The organism is Comamonas badia DSM 17552, from assembly GCF_000484635.1.
Taxonomy (GTDB): Bacteria; Pseudomonadota; Gammaproteobacteria; order Burkholderiales; family Burkholderiaceae_C; genus Comamonas_C; species Comamonas_C badia.
Map to the genome: position 1 here is coordinate 406,433 of NZ_AXVM01000001.1, position 15,046 is coordinate 421,478.

General features: G+C 66.5%; 13 protein-coding genes. 8 read left to right on the plus strand and 5 right to left on the minus strand.

The window, feature by feature from the left end; all coding sequences use genetic code 11:
- Positions 1-105 precede the first annotated feature (105 nt).
- Positions 106-600, plus strand: a complete 495-nt coding sequence (locus K320_RS0102020) for a DUF411 domain-containing protein (RefSeq protein WP_029695722.1) — start codon at positions 106-108, stop codon at positions 598-600.
- A gap of 18 nt (positions 601-618) precedes the next feature.
- Here K320_RS0102020 and K320_RS0102025 read toward each other — a convergent pair whose 3' ends face one another.
- The 5 genes from K320_RS0102025 to K320_RS0102045 all read right to left on the minus strand — a co-directional run bounded on the left by K320_RS0102025 (position 619) and on the right by K320_RS0102045 (position 8,245).
- The gene (locus tag K320_RS0102025) at positions 619-3,315 is read right to left on the minus strand and encodes a bifunctional acetate--CoA ligase family protein/GNAT family N-acetyltransferase (RefSeq protein ID WP_024537217.1); all 2,697 of its coding nucleotides are present in this window, start codon (positions 3,313-3,315) and stop codon (positions 619-621) included.
- Between the two features lie 109 nt (positions 3,316-3,424).
- Positions 3,425-3,610: a hypothetical protein gene (locus K320_RS0102030; RefSeq protein WP_024537218.1), complete on the minus strand. Its 186-nt coding sequence runs from the start codon at positions 3,608-3,610 to the stop codon at positions 3,425-3,427.
- 244 nt (positions 3,611-3,854) lie between these two features.
- Entirely contained in the window at positions 3,855-5,411 is a 1,557-nt protein-coding gene (locus K320_RS0102035) for an acyl-CoA synthetase (protein WP_024537219.1), read from the minus strand.
- A 109-nt stretch (positions 5,412-5,520) separates the two neighbouring features.
- Positions 5,521-6,849, minus strand: coding sequence for a 3-deoxy-D-manno-octulosonic acid transferase (locus tag K320_RS0102040; protein ID WP_024537220.1), 1,329 nt, complete (start codon positions 6,847-6,849; stop codon positions 5,521-5,523).
- A gap of 7 nt (positions 6,850-6,856) precedes the next feature.
- On the minus strand, positions 6,857-8,245 hold the full coding sequence (locus K320_RS0102045) for a phosphomannomutase/phosphoglucomutase (protein ID WP_024537221.1): 1,389 nt from the start codon (positions 8,243-8,245) through the stop codon (positions 6,857-6,859).
- 227 nt (positions 8,246-8,472) lie between these two features.
- Between K320_RS0102045 and K320_RS0102050 the strand changes: the two genes are divergently transcribed.
- From K320_RS0102050 to K320_RS0102080, 7 genes are all read left to right on the plus strand, one after another.
- The gene (locus K320_RS0102050; RefSeq protein ID WP_024537222.1) at positions 8,473-9,069 is read left to right on the plus strand and encodes a c-type cytochrome; all 597 of its coding nucleotides are present in this window, start codon (positions 8,473-8,475) and stop codon (positions 9,067-9,069) included.
- 13 nt (positions 9,070-9,082) lie between these two features.
- On the plus strand, positions 9,083-10,501 hold the full coding sequence (locus K320_RS0102055; RefSeq protein WP_024537223.1) for a cbb3-type cytochrome c oxidase subunit I: 1,419 nt from the start codon (positions 9,083-9,085) through the stop codon (positions 10,499-10,501).
- The gene (locus K320_RS0102060; RefSeq protein WP_024537224.1) at positions 10,498-10,797 is read left to right on the plus strand and encodes a hypothetical protein; all 300 of its coding nucleotides are present in this window, start codon (positions 10,498-10,500) and stop codon (positions 10,795-10,797) included. Before K320_RS0102055 ends, K320_RS0102060 begins: the two co-directional genes overlap by 4 nt.
- A gap of 2 nt (positions 10,798-10,799) precedes the next feature.
- Complete coding sequence (locus K320_RS0102065) at positions 10,800-11,141, plus strand: hypothetical protein (RefSeq protein WP_024537225.1); 342 nt, start codon at positions 10,800-10,802, stop codon at positions 11,139-11,141.
- Between the two features lie 33 nt (positions 11,142-11,174).
- The gene (locus tag K320_RS0102070) at positions 11,175-11,495 is read left to right on the plus strand and encodes a c-type cytochrome (protein WP_024537226.1); all 321 of its coding nucleotides are present in this window, start codon (positions 11,175-11,177) and stop codon (positions 11,493-11,495) included.
- A 202-nt stretch (positions 11,496-11,697) separates the two neighbouring features.
- Entirely contained in the window at positions 11,698-13,692 is a 1,995-nt protein-coding gene (acs, locus tag K320_RS0102075; protein ID WP_024537227.1) for an acetate--CoA ligase, read from the plus strand.
- A 320-nt stretch (positions 13,693-14,012) separates the two neighbouring features.
- Entirely contained in the window at positions 14,013-15,038 is a 1,026-nt protein-coding gene (locus tag K320_RS0102080; protein ID WP_024537228.1) for a P1 family peptidase, read from the plus strand.
- Positions 15,039-15,046 lie beyond the last annotated feature (8 nt).

The following is a 15,046-nucleotide window of genomic DNA, read 5'->3' on the forward strand; positions in this document are numbered from 1 at the left end:
GAACCGCGGGTGCGGATAATGAACCAAGGGGCATCCGCCGCAGCATCAACTACTTTTTTGATAGCTTCACCCGTCCATTCAATCTACGTTGGAGCCTATTTCAGCATGAGTTCAAATCGCCTGCCTTCCCCCTCCCGCCGCGCCTGCGTCAGCGCCTTTTTGCTGGGCAGCCTCGCCCTGCCCGCCTGGGCCGCCAGCCCTCAACGCACCCAAGTGGAGCTCTGGAAAGACCCCAGCTGCGGCTGCTGCAAGGACTGGATGGCGCACATGCAGCAGCACGGTTTTGACTTCACGGTGCACGAGGTGGGCAACAACGGCGCCCGCGCGCGCCTGGGGCTGCCGCGCGCGCTGGGGTCTTGCCACACCGCGCTGGTGGGCGGGTATGTCATCGAAGGCCATGTGCCCGCGGGCGACGTGCAGCGGCTTTTGAGAGAAAAGCCGCGCGCGCTGGGCCTTGCGGTGCCCGGCATGCCGGTGGGCAGCCCGGGCATGGACGGCCCGGAATACCAGGGCCGCAAGGATGCCTACGACGTGCTGCTGGTCACCCCCGCGATGAAGCGCGGCGAGGTGGCGACGCAGGTGTTTGCCAGCTATCGCTGAGCGACGCACCCTGCCCGCTCAAAGCGGGTGCACCACCAGCTTGAATTCCGGCTCATCCTCGCAGGGGCGGACCTCGAAGCCGATGCGGCGCATCAGCTTGAGCATCCTCACGTTGCCGGCGAGCACCAGGCCCTGCATTTCCGACAGCCCCCGGTCGCGCGCCACGTCCATGATGGCGAGCATCAGCCGTCCGCCCACGCCGCGGTTGGCGAAGTCGTCGGCCACGGTCAGCGCGAATTCGCAGCTGGTGTGGTCCGGGTTGGCCACGTAGCGCGAGACACCGATGACGCGCTCGACCTGGCTGGCATTGCCCTGTTCGTCCACCACGGTCTCGCGGTGCACCGCCGCCAGCGCCATTTCGCGGTCGTAGTCGATCAGCGTGAAGCGCGCGAGCATGGTGTCGGGCAATTCCGCCAGCGGCGAGACGAAGCGGAAATAGCGGCTTTCGGACGAGAGCTCGCGCACCAGCCGCTGCAGCATCTGCCCATCGTCCGGGCGGATCGGGCGCACCAGGAATTCGCCGCCGCCCTGCAGCGGCCAGACCTGCTCGTAGCGCTCGGGGTAGGGCATGATCGCCAGGTGCCCGTAGTAGCTGCCGCCCTTGCCGTCGCTGCTGCTCGCAGCCTCGTGCACCACGATGCGCGCATCGACGGCCACCGCGCCGTTCTCGTCGGTGATGATGGGGTTGATGTCCATCTCGCGCAGCTGCGGCAGCGCGCAGACCATTTCCGATACGCGCAGCAGGATGCGTTCCAGCACCTCCCTGTGCACCGCGGCCGCGCCATGCCATTCGCCCAGCGTCTCGGCCACGCGCGAGCGGCTGATGAGGCGGCGCGCGAGGAACTGGTTGAGCGGCGGCAGCTCCATCGCCCGGTCGCGGATCAGTTCGATCATCGTGCCGCCCGCGCCAAAGGTGATCACCGGGCCGAAGGGCTCGTCCGTCACCAGGCCGATGCAGACCTCGCGCCCGCGGCGCACCTTGGCCATTTTCTGCACCGTCACGCCGTTGATGTGCGCCTGCGGCTGCAGCCGCGCCACGCGCTGCACCATCTCCTCGTAGGCATCGCGCGCCGCCGCGCCGGTATGCACGTTGAGCACCACGCCGCCCACGTCGGACTTGTGCGTGATGTCCGGCGAATCGATCTTGAGCGCCACCGGAAAACCGATCTGCGTGGCGATCATCATCGCCTCGCGGCTGCTGCGCGCCAGCAGCGTGTTGGTGACCGGAATCTGGAACGCGGCGAGCAGCGTCTTGGATTCCATCTCGGTCAGGATGTGGCGGCGTTCGGCCAGCACGCTCTCGATCATCAGGCGCGCGCCCTCGATGTCGGGCTTGCCCATGCCGGTCAGCGGCGGCGGCGTCTGCTGCAGCAGCTGCTGGTTCTGGTGAAACGATGAAATGTTGCCGAACGCCCCCACGGCCGATTCGGGGGTGCGGAAGGTCGGAATCTGCGCGGCGCGCAGCAGCTCGCGCGCGGGCAGCACCGAGGCATCGCCCAGCCAGCTGGTAAGCAGCGGCTTGTTCGCCTTCTGCCGCGCATCCACCACCGTCTGCGCCACCGCCGCGGCGTCGCCGCCCTGCTTGGGCGAATACAGCACCAGCACGCCATCCACCCCGCGATCGCGAAAGGCGGCATCCAGCGCCAGCGTGTAATGCGCCGGCGTGGCCTGTTCCGAAAGATCCACCAGCTCGGACAGGGTGGCCAGCGGCGGCAGCTGCGGTGCCAGCGCCTGTGCGCTGGCCTCGGACAGCGGCGCCAGGTCGATGCCGATTTCGTTGGCCCAGTCCGCCGCCAGCACGCCGGGGCCGCCGCCATTGGTGACCACGCACAGGCGGTTGCCCACCGGCCGGTAGCGCGATGCCAGGCACTTGACGGCGGAAAACAGCGCCACGAAAGAGCGCACGCGCACCGCGCCGGCGCGGCGCAGCACGGTATCGAACACCTCGTCGCTGCCGACGATGGCGCCGCTGTGCGTCTGCGCGGCGGCGTTGCCCGCGGGCTTGCGCCCGGCCTTGAGCACCACCACCGGCTTGGCGAACGCCGCCGAACGCAGCGCACTCATGAAGCCGCGCGCGTTCTGGATGCCCTCCATGTACACCGCGATGCTGTGGGTATGCGGATCGTGCGCGAGGAAATCCAGCGCCTCGGCCAGCCCGACACCGGTATGCGGCCCGAGCGAAACCACGCTGGAAAAGCCCACGCCGTTGTTCACCGCCCAGTCCAGCATCGCCGCCACCAGCGCGCCCGATTGGCACACCAGCCCGAGCGAGCCCTCGCGCGCCAGCGGCCCCATCGCGCTGGCGTTGAACTTGAGCAGTGGCCGCTGCAGGCCAACCGAATTGGGGCCAAGCAGGTACAGGCCCTCGCGCCGCGCGATCTTGCGCCATTGCTGCGCCTGCTCCGCATCCACGCCGCTGGAAAGCACCAGCGCGCCGCGGCAGCGCGTGCGCCCGGCCAGCGCCAGGGCGGCCGGCACATCGGCGTCGGGCAAGGCGATCACCGCCAGATCGGCGCGCGCCTGCACCAGGTCGGCCAGCGTGCCGCTGGTGTGCACATCCAGGTACTGCAGCGTGCCGCCATACGTCTGCGCCTGCAGCGCCTCGTGCAAGGCGCGCGCCTGCGGGGTGAGCCGCTGCGGCGCATTGCGGTCGCCCGCAAAGACGAGCACCGAATTCGGCGAGAACAGCGGCGTGAGGTAGTGTTGTTCCATCATGGCGGCAAGCGCGCGGCGCGCACCCTGGCCTGTCGGCAGGGCGGCGCATGCAGCGCGAACACGAAAACGCTCGATTGTGCGGGAGTTGGCAAGCCCGGGGGGCGGATTTTTACTGCCCGCCGCCGGGTTCCGTGCCTGCGCCTGGCGCTGCAGCCTGCGCCTGTGCGCCCTCGGGGGCGGCATCCGCCTGCGGCTCCGAGCCGCGCGCGAGCTTGCGCTGCAGCTTCTCTTCCTTCTTCTTTTTCTTTTCCAGTTCACGCTGGCGCTTTTCGAACGAATAGTTGGGTTTTGCCACTGGTTTCCTTCTCGATGTTCCAAGACAGCCGCACCCGCCTGCCGCATTTCAGCGCGGCCCGGCACGATTCGGCTCGGCCCCATTGTCCCCGGGAAACACCCAGCGGTCGCCCTTCAGCCACCGCAAGCGCTGTGCGCGGCAGGCCGGCGGCGCGCAATCTGCCCCACCACGGCCTCTTGAATAGGCAACCAAATACGCCCCAAACCCTTTTCTATCAAGGGCTGACAGCTATCTTTAATCAAATTCAAACCAACTGCTCGCGCAGCCGGCGCTTGAGCACCTTGCCGCTGGGGTTCTTGGGCAGCTGGTCCGCAAAGACCACGCGCTTGGGCGCCTTGAAGCCCGCCATGTGCGCGCTGCAATGCGCGATTACCTCGGCTTCGGTCAGCGCCTGCCCCTGCTTGACGATAACCACGGCGGTCACCGCCTCGACCCATTTCGGGTCGGGCAGGCCGACCACCGCCACCTCGCTGACCTGCGGCAGGCGGTAGATCATTTCCTCGACCTCGCGGCTGGCGACGTTCTCGCCGCCGCTCTTGATCATGTCCTTCTTGCGGTCGACGACGGTGATGTAGCCCTCTTCGTCGATCACGCCCAGGTCACCGCTGTGAAACCAGCCTCCCTCGAACGCCGCCTGCGTGCGCGCGTCGTCGTGGAAATAGCCCAGCATCAGGTGCGGCGAGCGGTGCACGATCTCGCCCACCTGGCCCGGCGCCACATCGCGCATGGCATCGTCGACGACGCGCGTCTGCACGTTGATGACCGCGCGGCCGGCCGAGCCGGGCTTGCGCAGCTGGTCATCCGGCCCGAGCAGGGTCGCCAGCGGCGCAATCTCGGTCTGGCCGTAGAGGTTCCACAGGCGCACCGAGGGCAGGCGCTCGGCGATTTCCCTGAGCACCGCCACCGGCATGATGGATGCGCCGTAATAGCCCTTGGCCAGCCGGTGCAGCCTGGCCGGATCAAACAGCGGCGAGCGCAGCAGCGCAATCCACACCGTCGGCGGCGCGAAGAAGCTGGTGATGCCGTGCTGCTGCAGCAGCGCCAGCAGGTTGTCCGGCGTGGGCCTGGCGGTGATGAGGTTGGTGCTGCCCACATACACCGCCGGACCGAAGAACACATCCAGCTGCGCGCAGTGGTACAGCGGCAGCGCGTGCAGCATCACATCGGCCTGCGCAATCTCGGCATCGATGACGCAGCTCACGTACTGCCACAACACGGCATCGTGCGTCAGCATGGCGCCCTTGGGGCTGGATTCCGTGCCGCTGGTGTAGACGATCTGCGCCACATCGGTGCTCGCCAGCCGCGGCTCCGCCAGCGCATCGGTGCAGGCGGCCAGCGCATGGAAATCGTGCATGCCGGCCACCGGCTCGCTCGCCTCTTCGGAAGGCAGCCAGATGAACTGCTCTACCAGCGTATCCAGCCGCGCCGCCTCTTGCGCCAGCGCCGCCAGGCCGCTGTCGGTGGCCAGCATCCTCGCGCCCGCATGGCGCAGGATGAACGCCACCTCATCGGCCTTGAGCATGAAGTTGATCGGCACCAGCACCGCACCGCGGCGCGCCAGCGCAAAGCGCAGCGCCGCAAAGCCGTGCGAATTGCGCGCCAGCACCGCCACCTTGTCGCCCTCGGCCACGCCGATGCGCGCCAGCCCCGCCGCCAGGCGCGAAACCAGCGCGTCGAACTCGGCGTAGGTCCAGCGCGTGTCGCCGCAGAGGATGCCCACCTTGTTCGGCAGGCGCAGCGCGGTGCGGCGCAGGATGTCGGCGATGGACTGGCGGCGGACAGCGGGGGAAATGGCACTCATGGCAAGAGTCTCCTGTGGTTATCGAATGGTGAAAAATATACGCTCGCCATGCCTCTTGCCCAAGCTCCACAAAGCCGGCAGCAGCCGAACACCCATTTGGGGCGTCCGTTCACCTCCCGTCAGAGCGAATCCCGCTTGCAATGGCCGTCGCAGTCTTTTGCGCAGCCCCTCGGTGCTGCGCAATGAACGCAGCGCAGCACTGCACCATCTGCCGACGCCGTGCGCCGCCTTGCGCCAGGGCCAGCGCCTGGTCGACCGCGGCCCCCATGTCCGCCACACGCAGCGCAGCCCCGGCCTGCACCGCGCCCTCGGCGGCCTCGGCGAAGTTGAAGGTGTGCGGCCCGAGCAGCACCGGACAGCCGCAGGCGATGGCCTCGATCAGGTTCTGCCCGCCCAGCGGCGCAAAGCTGCCGCCCAGCAGCGCGGCATCCGAAAGGCCGTAGTACAGCGCCATTTCCCCGAGCGAATCGCCGAGCCAGACATCCGCTGCCTCTGGCGTATCGCTCCACTGGCTGCGGTGCGAGACGCTCAGGCCGGCTGCCGCGCACAGTTGCGCCACCTCGTCAAAGCGCTGCGGATGGCGGGGAACGATCAGCCATTGCACAGGCGGTGCTGCATCCTCTGAATTGATAGCTGCTTGCGCATACCCTGTATGCGTTAATGGCCATTTTTGCTTGAAATTTTCCAGCCACAACGCCTCTTCCCCTTCGCGGGAGCTGGCCAGCATGACGACAGGGCAATGTTGCGCGGCACGCCAGGCCCGCCCCTGCGCGAGCAAGGCCGCATCGGGTTGGGCATCGAATTTCAGATTGCCGAACACACCGGCCACCGGCGCGCCCAGGCTGCGCAGGCGCGCGGCGTCCTGGTCGCTCTGCGCCCAGACCGCCGACAGCGCCGCATAGGCCGGGCGCGACAGCCACGCCAGCCGCCGGGCGCCGCGCCAGGATTTTTCATTGAGCCGCGCGTTGGCGAGCACCAGCGGCACGGCTTGCTGGACGCACCCCGCCACCAGATTGGGCCAGATCTCCGTCTCCATCAGCACGCCGATGGCCGGGTGAAAATGCAGCAGAAAGCGCCGTACCGCGCCGGGCGTATCCCAGGGCAGCCAGGCCTGCATGTCGCCGGGCTGCAGCAGCCTGGCGCCCTCGGCCCGCCCCGTGGCGGTGCCGTGCGTGAGCAGCAGGCGCATGCCGGGGAGTTGCTCGCGCAAGGCTTTGACCAGGATGGCGGCGGCGCGTGTTTCACCCAGCGACACCGCATGCAGCCAGACCAGCGGACCGGCGCCCTCTTGTGCCGGTGCGCCGTAATGGCCAAAGCGCTCTGGGATGGCGACGCCATAGCCCGGCTCGGCCCGCGCACGGCGGCGCAGCTTGCGCCTGAGCAGCGGAATCGCCAGCCACGCCAGCAGGCTGTAGCAGGCCAGCGCCAGGCGCTGCATCACTTGCTCAATGCGCGGCGGCGCCCAGGGTCGCGCCGGGCTTCACGCGTTGCAGCAGCGCCAGCATCTCGGCGCGGATGCGCTGCAGCGCCGCATCCGTCTGCCCCTCGAAGCGCAGCACCAGCACCGGCGTAGTGTTGCTCGCGCGGATCAGGCCGAAGCCATCGGGCCAATCGACGCGCAGGCCGTCGATGGTGCTGATCTGCGCGGGGGCCGCGAAGGCTTGCGGCGCCAGCGCCTGCAGTTCGGCCGCCAGGCGGTGCGGCTCTCCCTCTGCGCAGGCGACGTTCAGCTCGGGTGTGCTGTGGCTGGTGGGCAGCGCTTCGAGCACGGCGCCTGGGTCACTGCTGCGGCTCAGGATTTCCAGCAATCGGGCGCCCGCATAAGTGCCGTCGTCAAAGCCGAACCAGCGCTCCTTGAAGAAGATATGCCCGCTCATCTCGCCGCCCAGCGGGGAATTCACCTCTTTCATCTTCGCCTTGACCAGCGAATGCCCGGTCTTGAACATCAGCGCCACGCCGCCCGCCGCCTCAATCGCGGGCGCCAGGCGCTGCGAGCATTTCACGTCGTAGACGATGGTGCCGCCCGGCACGCGCGCAAGCACGTCTTGCGCGAACAGCATCAGCTGCCGGTCCGGGAAAATATTCTGCCCCGAGCGCGTGACTATGCCCAGTCGGTCGCCATCGCCATCAAACGCCAGCCCCAGATCGGCATCGCCCGCCTGCAGCGCCGCCATCAGGTCGCGCAGGTTTTCGGGCTTGCTCGGGTCCGGGTGGTGGTTGGGAAAATTGCCATCCACTTCAGAGAACAATTCCGTCACCTCGCAGCCCAGCGCGCGGAAGATGCCGGGCGCGGACGCCCCCGCCACGCCATTGCCGCAATCGACCACGATCTTCATCGGCCGCGCGAGCTTGACGTCGCCGGTGATGCGCTGCACATAGGCAGGCAATACATCAGCCTGACGCACCGAACCACGGGCCACCTCGGGCCACTGCTCCGCTTCGATCGCCAGCCGCAGCGCCTGAATCTCATCGCCGTAAATCGCACGCCCCGCCAGCACCATCTTGAAGCCGTTGTGATCGCGCGGGTTGTGGCTGCCGGTCACCTGGATGCCGCTCTCGCACAGCGTGCTGGCGGCAAAGTACAGCATGGGCGTGGTGCACAGCCCGATGTCGATCACGTCCACGCCGGCCTGCAGCAGCCCCTCGGTCAGCGCCGCCACCAGCGCGGGGCCGGAGAGCCGCCCGTCACGCCCCACCGCCACCGTGCGCTGGCCGGCCGCCCGCGCAGCGCAGCCAAACGCACGGCCCACCGCCTGCGCCACCGCTTCGGTGAGCATGGCAGGCACTACGCCGCGAATGTCATAGGCCTTGAAAATCGACGCTGCTAGCTGCACGGATACCCCACTGACAGAACTCAAGGGAAGCCATTGTAGGGAGCGGGCTGTTCCCTTCTTGATAGCTGTCGGCGCACGCACCACGCAACGCGGCACCGCAATGCACGCGAATGTTTGCGCTACATCAAGAGAAGCGGCTGAAAGACACTGATGGCAGCCGGTTCTTGATGGACAGACGCGTTGCGCGCTCTCAGAATGAATAGCGTCAACCCAAGCGTGAGATTTCCATGGACTTTCAGGATCCTCTGTTCTGGCGCGCCGGTGCGGTCTCCACCACGCTCGTGATGCTGATCGTGCTGGCGTTTCTCTCCATCGACAGCATGCGCTACGTCACCGCCGGCGGCATCAACGTGCCGCACTACGACGTGATCAACCAGGCGATTGACTACAAGTACGACTGGTCGCGCAGTGCGGATGTTCCAGTCATCGGCGGGGATGAGCCGCTGTTTGGCAAGAAGGTCAGCCGCGAAGAGGCCGAGCAGATCATGCACAAGGGCAAGCTGGTCATCCAGACGCGCAACTGCATGAACTGCCACACCATCTTCGGCAACGGCGCCTACTACGGCCCGGACCTGACCAAGGCGTGGCTGGACCCGGCGTGGGACCAGATCTGGATACCCGCCACCGGCAAGGCCACCAAGGAAGAAGCCATGGCCGAATTCCTCATGCATCCCGACAAATACCCGACCTGGCGCCGGCAGATGCCCAACCTCAAGATCACCGAAGAAGAGGCGCGCGCCACCGTCGCCTACCTGAAGTGGATCGCCGCCATCGACACCAACGGCTTCCCGTCCGGCTTCGGCCGCATGGCCCCGCAACGCTGAAAGGACCCGCGCCATGTACGAAGCACAGAAACTGGGCATCAAGTACCTCACGGCCGCCGTCACGCTGTTCGGCGTGATGATCCTCTTCGGCCTGCTGTCCTCGCTCTACTACCTGTTTCCGGGCATGCTCTACAACGTCTTTGACTTCAGCATGTCCAAGACGCTGCACATCGACACGCTGGTGATCTGGCTGCTGATGGGTCTGATCGGTGCCATTTACTACTACCTGCCCAAGGAGCTGGAGCAGGAGGTGGTCGGCATCAAGCTGGGCAACCTGGCGTTCTGGGTCTTCTGCGTGTCGGTGGCGCTGGTGGCGCTCACCTTCCTCTTCGTGCAGTACGGCGAGGCCAACGAGTTTTCACTCTGGTTCATCAACCAGGGGCGCAAATACGTCGAAGCGCCACGCTGGGCGGCCGTGGGCATCACCGCCATCATGCTGGTGTTCTCCTACAACATCATCGCCACCTGCGTGAAGGCCAAGCACAAGATGACCGGCATCCTCTGGGTGCTGTGCCTGGATCTCGTGCCGCTGGTGGTGGTCTACCTGGACGCCTTCCCGGCCGATACCAATCTTTCACGCGACCTGTACTGGTGGTGGTGGCTGGTGCACATGTGGGTGGAGAGCACCTGGGAGGTGCTGATCGGCTGCATCATGGCCTGGGTGCTGATGGATGTAATGGGCACGTCGCGGCGCATCGTCGAGACCTGGCTGTACATCGAAGTCATGCTGGTGCTGGGCGCCGGCATCCTGGGGCTGGGCCACCACTACTTCTGGATCGGCACGCCGGAATACTGGCTCTCGATCGGTGGCTTCTTCTCGGCGCTGGAACCACTGCCGCTGCTGGGCATGGTGGTGCACGCGGTCTATGACGCGGGCATGCACCGGCTCAAGACCGGCAACCGCCCGGCCTACTTCTGGATCACGACCGAAGCCTTTCTGAATTTCATCGGTGCCGGCGTCTGGGGCTTCATGATGACGCTGCCGCAGATCAACATGTTCTCGCACGGCACGCAGTGGACGGCGTCGCACGGCCACTTCGCGTTCTACGGCGCGTATGTCTGCGGCATCATCGCCGTGCTCTACGTCGCCAAGCAGCGGGTATCCGGCGTGCAGACCATGGGCGGCAACCGCTGGAAATGGGCCTACGGATTTCTCAATATCGGCATGCTTGGCATGGTGATGGGGCTCTTGCTCGCAGGCATGGCGCAAGCCTTCTTCGAGCGCGCGGCCGGTGGCTCCACCCTCATGGCCTACACGGTGGCGTCGGAGAACCCCTGGTTCACCAGCGGCATCTGGGCCCGCACCGGTTTCGGTTTCATGTTTGCGCTGGGTTATGTGCTCTTGATCATTGACCTGCTCAAGGCGCCGGTGCCGCAGAAGGAAAGCGCTGCACTGCCGCCCGTCGGCCACGCACAGCCGGAGCCCGCATGACCCCCGAAGCCCTGATCCAGACTGCGGTGATGATGGGCCTGCTGGTGCTCACCGGCGGCGCCTGGTCGCTGTTGTATTGCCTGGGCAAGACCCGCGCGCGCGCCGATTTCACGCACATGGCGCTGGGCTGCTACATCGTCGCCCTGGGCCTGGCGGTGGCGATCGGCGTCTATTCGCCACTGTCCCCGGGATGGAAGGCGCTGGTGCTGGTGAGCGCCCTTGCCTACGCCGGCATTCCGCCCATCACCCTGCGCTACCTTGAACAGATCCACGACCACGAAGGCGAGGAGGCCTGAGCATGTTTGCCAACCTGATCAACAGCATTGCCGGCCTCGTGCTGGTGTATTCGGTGGTGCTGCACCCCACCTGGGTGGAGCAGCGCTACTTTCCGCTGATGGGCTTTGCCGCGCTGTTCCTGGTGATGGCGGTCTGGGCACGCCGCAGCGACCCGCATCCGTGGTTCAGCTGGGTCAACATCATCATGGCGGTGGCACTGGCCATCCTGTCACTGTTCCAACTCGCCACGCTCCCCTATCTGACATTCTGGGTCGCCTTCTGGGTCGGCTGCACCGTGCCCATCATGGCGTCCTGGGCCCTGCTCTACAACCGCGACTTGCGCAAGACCGCGGCCGCCCACTGATCCAGCGCCCCCACCGCACAACGGAGAACTGACATGAACCAGCGCAACGTTTTCATCGGTCTGGCGGCAGCGGCGACGGCCGCCTTCGCCCTGACGGCACAAGCGGCCGACCCGGCCGCAGGCAAGGCCCAGTACGACGCCACCTGCGTGGCCTGCCACGGGCCCGGCGGCATTTCGGTCGCACCGATCTACCCCAACCTCGGCGGGCAGAAAGAGCAGTACCTGGTGGAACAGCTCAAGGCCTACCGCGACGGCACGCGGAGCAACCCCATCATGGCGCCCATGGCCAAGCCACTCACCGACACGCATATCGCCAACCTGGCCGCCTACCTGGCGGCGCCCGGCAAGCGCTGAGCGTCCAAGTCGCAACACCACCCATCGCAAACCGTGCCGTTCCACCAGGAATGGCACGGTTTGTGCTTTTGTATGCGCAGTGTGTCGGCGCATACCCATGCCGGCGCGATTGGGCTAAGCTGGCGTCGCAGTCAGCCGCTTGTAAGTGCAGCGGCCGACAGTCGGACGGTTTGGTTGTTTGTTTTTGACAGGAGACGAATCCATGGCTACTTCTTCTTCGGCGATCGACTCGGTACTGGTCGAGAGTCGCGTTTTTCCGCCTTCCGAGGCCTTGGTCAAGCAGGCCAATATTTCGGGCATGGAGGCCTACAAGGCGATGTGCGCTGAGGCCGACAAGGACTTTGAAGGCTTCTGGGGCAATCTGGCACGCAAGAACATCGTCTGGACCAAGCCTTTCACCCAAGTGCTTGATCAAAGCAACGCGCCGTTCTACAAGTGGTTCGCCGATGGCGAGCTCAACGTCAGCGCCAACTGCCTGGACAAGCACATGGGCACGCCGGTCGAGAACAAGACCGCCATCATCTTCGAGGCCGACGGCGGCGAGGTCACCAAAGTCACCTACAAGGAATTGCTGGCCCGCGTGAGCCAGTTCGCCAACGCGCTCAAGGCGCACGGCATCAAGAAGGGCGACCGCGTCATCCTCTACATGCCGATGACGATCGAAGGCGTGGTGGCGATGCAAGCCTGCGCGCGCCTGGGGATCATTCACAGCGTGGTGTTCGGCGGCTTCTCGGCCAAGGCACTGCAAGACCGCATCGTGGACGTCGGCGCCGTGGCCGTCATCACGGCCAACTACCAGATGCGCGGCGGCAAGGAGATGGCGCTCAAGTCCATCGTCGACGACGCCATTGCCCTGGGCGGCTGCGAGTCGGTGAAGAACGTGTTCGTCTACGAGCGCACCAAGACCGCCTGCGCGATGACCGCCGGGCGCGACCACACCTTCAGCGATATCCTCAAGGGCCAGAGCAGCGAGTGCGCGCCGGTGCCGGTGAATGCCGAGCACCCACTCTACATCCTCTACACCTCGGGCTCCACCGGCAAGCCCAAGGGCGTGCAGCACAGCAGCGGCGGCTACCTGCTGCAAGCCAAGCTGACGATGGACTGGACCTTCGACATCAAGCCGCACGACGTGTTCTGGTGCACCGCCGACATCGGCTGGGTCACCGGCCACAGCTACGTCACCTACGGACCGCTGGCCGCCGGAGCGACCGAAATCGTCTTCGAGGGCATCCCCACCTACCCCAACGCCGGACGCTTCTGGGACATGATCGCGCGCCACAAGTGCTCGGTGTTCTACACCGCGCCCACCGCGATCCGCTCGCTCATCAAGGCCTCGGAAGCGGACGACAAGGTGCACCCCAAGTCGTACGACCTCTCCAGCCTGCGCATCATCGGCAGCGTCGGTGAGCCGATCAACCCCGAGGCCTGGGTCTGGTACTACAACCACGTCGGCGGCGGCCGCTGCCCCATCGTCGATACCTACTGGCAGACCGAGACCGGCACGCACATGATCAACCCGCTGCCGGGCGCCACGCCGCTGGTGCCGGGTTCGTGCACGCTGCCGCTGCCCGGCATCTACCCGCTGATCGTCGATGAAACCGGCGAGGAAATGCCCAACGGCAAGGGCGGCATGCTGGCCTACAAGAAGCCCTGGCCCAGCATGATCCGCACCATCTGGGGTGACCCCGAGCGCTTCAAGAAAACCTACTTCCCGCCGGAGATGAAGGGCTACTACTTTGCCGGTGATGGCGCCGTGCGTTCCGAAGACCGCGGCTACTTCCGCGTGACCGGCCGCATCGACGACGTGCTCAACGTCTCGGGTCACCGCCTGGGCACGATGGAAGTCGAATCGGCGCTGGTGGCCAAGACCGATCTGGTGGCCGAAGCCGCCGTGGTGGCGCGCCCCGACGATCTGACGGGCGAGGCCATCTGCGCCTTCGTCGTGCTCAAGCGCCCCATCCCCACGGGCGATGAGGCCAAGGCGATCGCCAAGGAACTGCGCGACTGGGTGGCCAAGGAAATCGGCCCGATCGCCAAGCCCAAGGACATCCGCTTCGGCGGAAACCTGCCCAAGACGCGCTCGGGCAAGATCATGCGCCGCCTGCTGCGATCGCTCGCCAAGGGTGAAGCGATCACGCAGGACACCAGCACGCTGGAGAACCCGCAAATCCTGGAGCAGCTCGCGCACAACAACTGAGCGCGCTGTCATACTTTTCGGCCATCAGGCCTGCCGATTCGAGAGGGTCGGCAGGCCTTTTTTTTTCAACCTGAAAACGGCAGTTGGATGCGCTCATCAGTGCCGTGATCGGTGTGCCAGGCAAGGCGCGAGGACGCAGCGCACTCCTGTGCGCAAGGACGAACAACGCCGCATGGCGCGCCGAGCATGGTGCTGGTGAGTGCATAGCGCTGTCACCCAACAGGTGAATCACGCCGAAGCCGATAAACTCAATGTCAACAACACCTTGTTGACACCAACAAGCGGTCAACTGCCGTTTTCAGGTTCAAGGAGCACAAGGCATGGATGCAGGAGCCATCACCGACGTCGCCGGCATCGAAGTCGGCCACTACACCGAAACCCGCCGCCCCACCGGCTGCAGCGTGGTCATTGCACGAGATGGCGCGGTGGCGGGCGTGGACGTGCGCGGCGCGGCACCGGGCACGCGCGAGACCGATCTGCTCGACCCCACGCACCTGGTGCCGCACATCCACGCCATCCTGCTCGCGGGCGGCAGCGCCTGGGGGCTGGATGCCGCCAGCGGCGTGATGCGCTGGCTGGAAGAGCAAGGCATCGGCATGGATGTGGGCACCAGCCTGGTGCCGCTGGTGCCTGCCGCCGTGCTGTTCGACCTGCACGTGGGCAACGCCTCGATCCGCCCCGACGCCCCGGCGGGCTACGCCGCCTGCGCTGCCGCCTCGCGCCAGCATCCGGGCGAGGGCAACGTGGGCGCGGGCACGGGCGCCACCGTGGGCAAGCTCTTCGGCCCCGAACTGGCGATGAAAAGCGGCATCGGCACGGCTTCAGTGCGCCTGGGCGAGGTGACCGTGGGCGCCCTGGTGGCCTGCAATGCGGTGGGCGACGTGGTCGATCCCGCCAACGGCCAGACCGTGGCCGGTGCGCGCACCGCCGACGGCCGCGCGCTGCGCCACTGCACCGCCGCCCTGCTGCGCGGCGAGCCCCTGCACCCCTTGCTGGCCGGCACCCACACCACCATCGGTGTGGTGGCCACTGACGCGCCCCTGACCAAGGCCCAAGCCAAGCGCCTGGCGACCACCGCGCACGACGGCCTGGCGCGCAGCATCAACCCGGTACACACCATGATGGATGGCGACACGCTGTTTGCCCTGTCCACCGGCAAGGCCGCCCGCTCGCCCGGCATGATGGTGCTGGCCGTGATGGCCGCCGAAGCCGTTGCCCGCGCCACGCTGCGCGCCGCGCGCATGGCGCACGGCATCACGCTTGCTGGCGGGCTCTGGCTTCCATCAGCGGGAGATTTGACGCATACGGCTTTGCATTCAAGCGCAGAACAAGGCGGGAAGCCGTAGACAGTGCT

Bases quoted from the DNA above. Each gene is read 5' to 3' on its own strand.
- K320_RS0102020 (WP_029695722.1), top strand. From the start codon at position 106: ATGAGTTCAAATCGCCTGCCTTCCCCCTCCCGCCGCGCCTGCGTCAGC.
- K320_RS0102025 (WP_024537217.1), bottom strand. From the start codon at position 3,315: ATGATGGAACAACACTACCTCACGCCGCTGTTCTCGCCGAATTCGGTG.
- K320_RS0102035 (WP_024537219.1), bottom strand. From the start codon at position 5,411: ATGAGTGCCATTTCCCCCGCTGTCCGCCGCCAGTCCATCGCCGACATC.
- K320_RS0102040 (WP_024537220.1), bottom strand. From the start codon at position 6,849: ATGCAGCGCCTGGCGCTGGCCTGCTACAGCCTGCTGGCGTGGCTGGCG.
- K320_RS0102050 (WP_024537222.1), top strand. From the start codon at position 8,473: ATGGACTTTCAGGATCCTCTGTTCTGGCGCGCCGGTGCGGTCTCCACC.
- K320_RS0102055 (WP_024537223.1), top strand. From the start codon at position 9,083: ATGTACGAAGCACAGAAACTGGGCATCAAGTACCTCACGGCCGCCGTC.
- K320_RS0102060 (WP_024537224.1), top strand. From the start codon at position 10,498: ATGACCCCCGAAGCCCTGATCCAGACTGCGGTGATGATGGGCCTGCTG.
- K320_RS0102065 (WP_024537225.1), top strand. From the start codon at position 10,800: ATGTTTGCCAACCTGATCAACAGCATTGCCGGCCTCGTGCTGGTGTAT.
- K320_RS0102070 (WP_024537226.1), top strand. From the start codon at position 11,175: ATGAACCAGCGCAACGTTTTCATCGGTCTGGCGGCAGCGGCGACGGCC.
- acs (WP_024537227.1), top strand. From the start codon at position 11,698: ATGGCTACTTCTTCTTCGGCGATCGACTCGGTACTGGTCGAGAGTCGC.
- K320_RS0102080 (WP_024537228.1), top strand. From the start codon at position 14,013: ATGGATGCAGGAGCCATCACCGACGTCGCCGGCATCGAAGTCGGCCAC.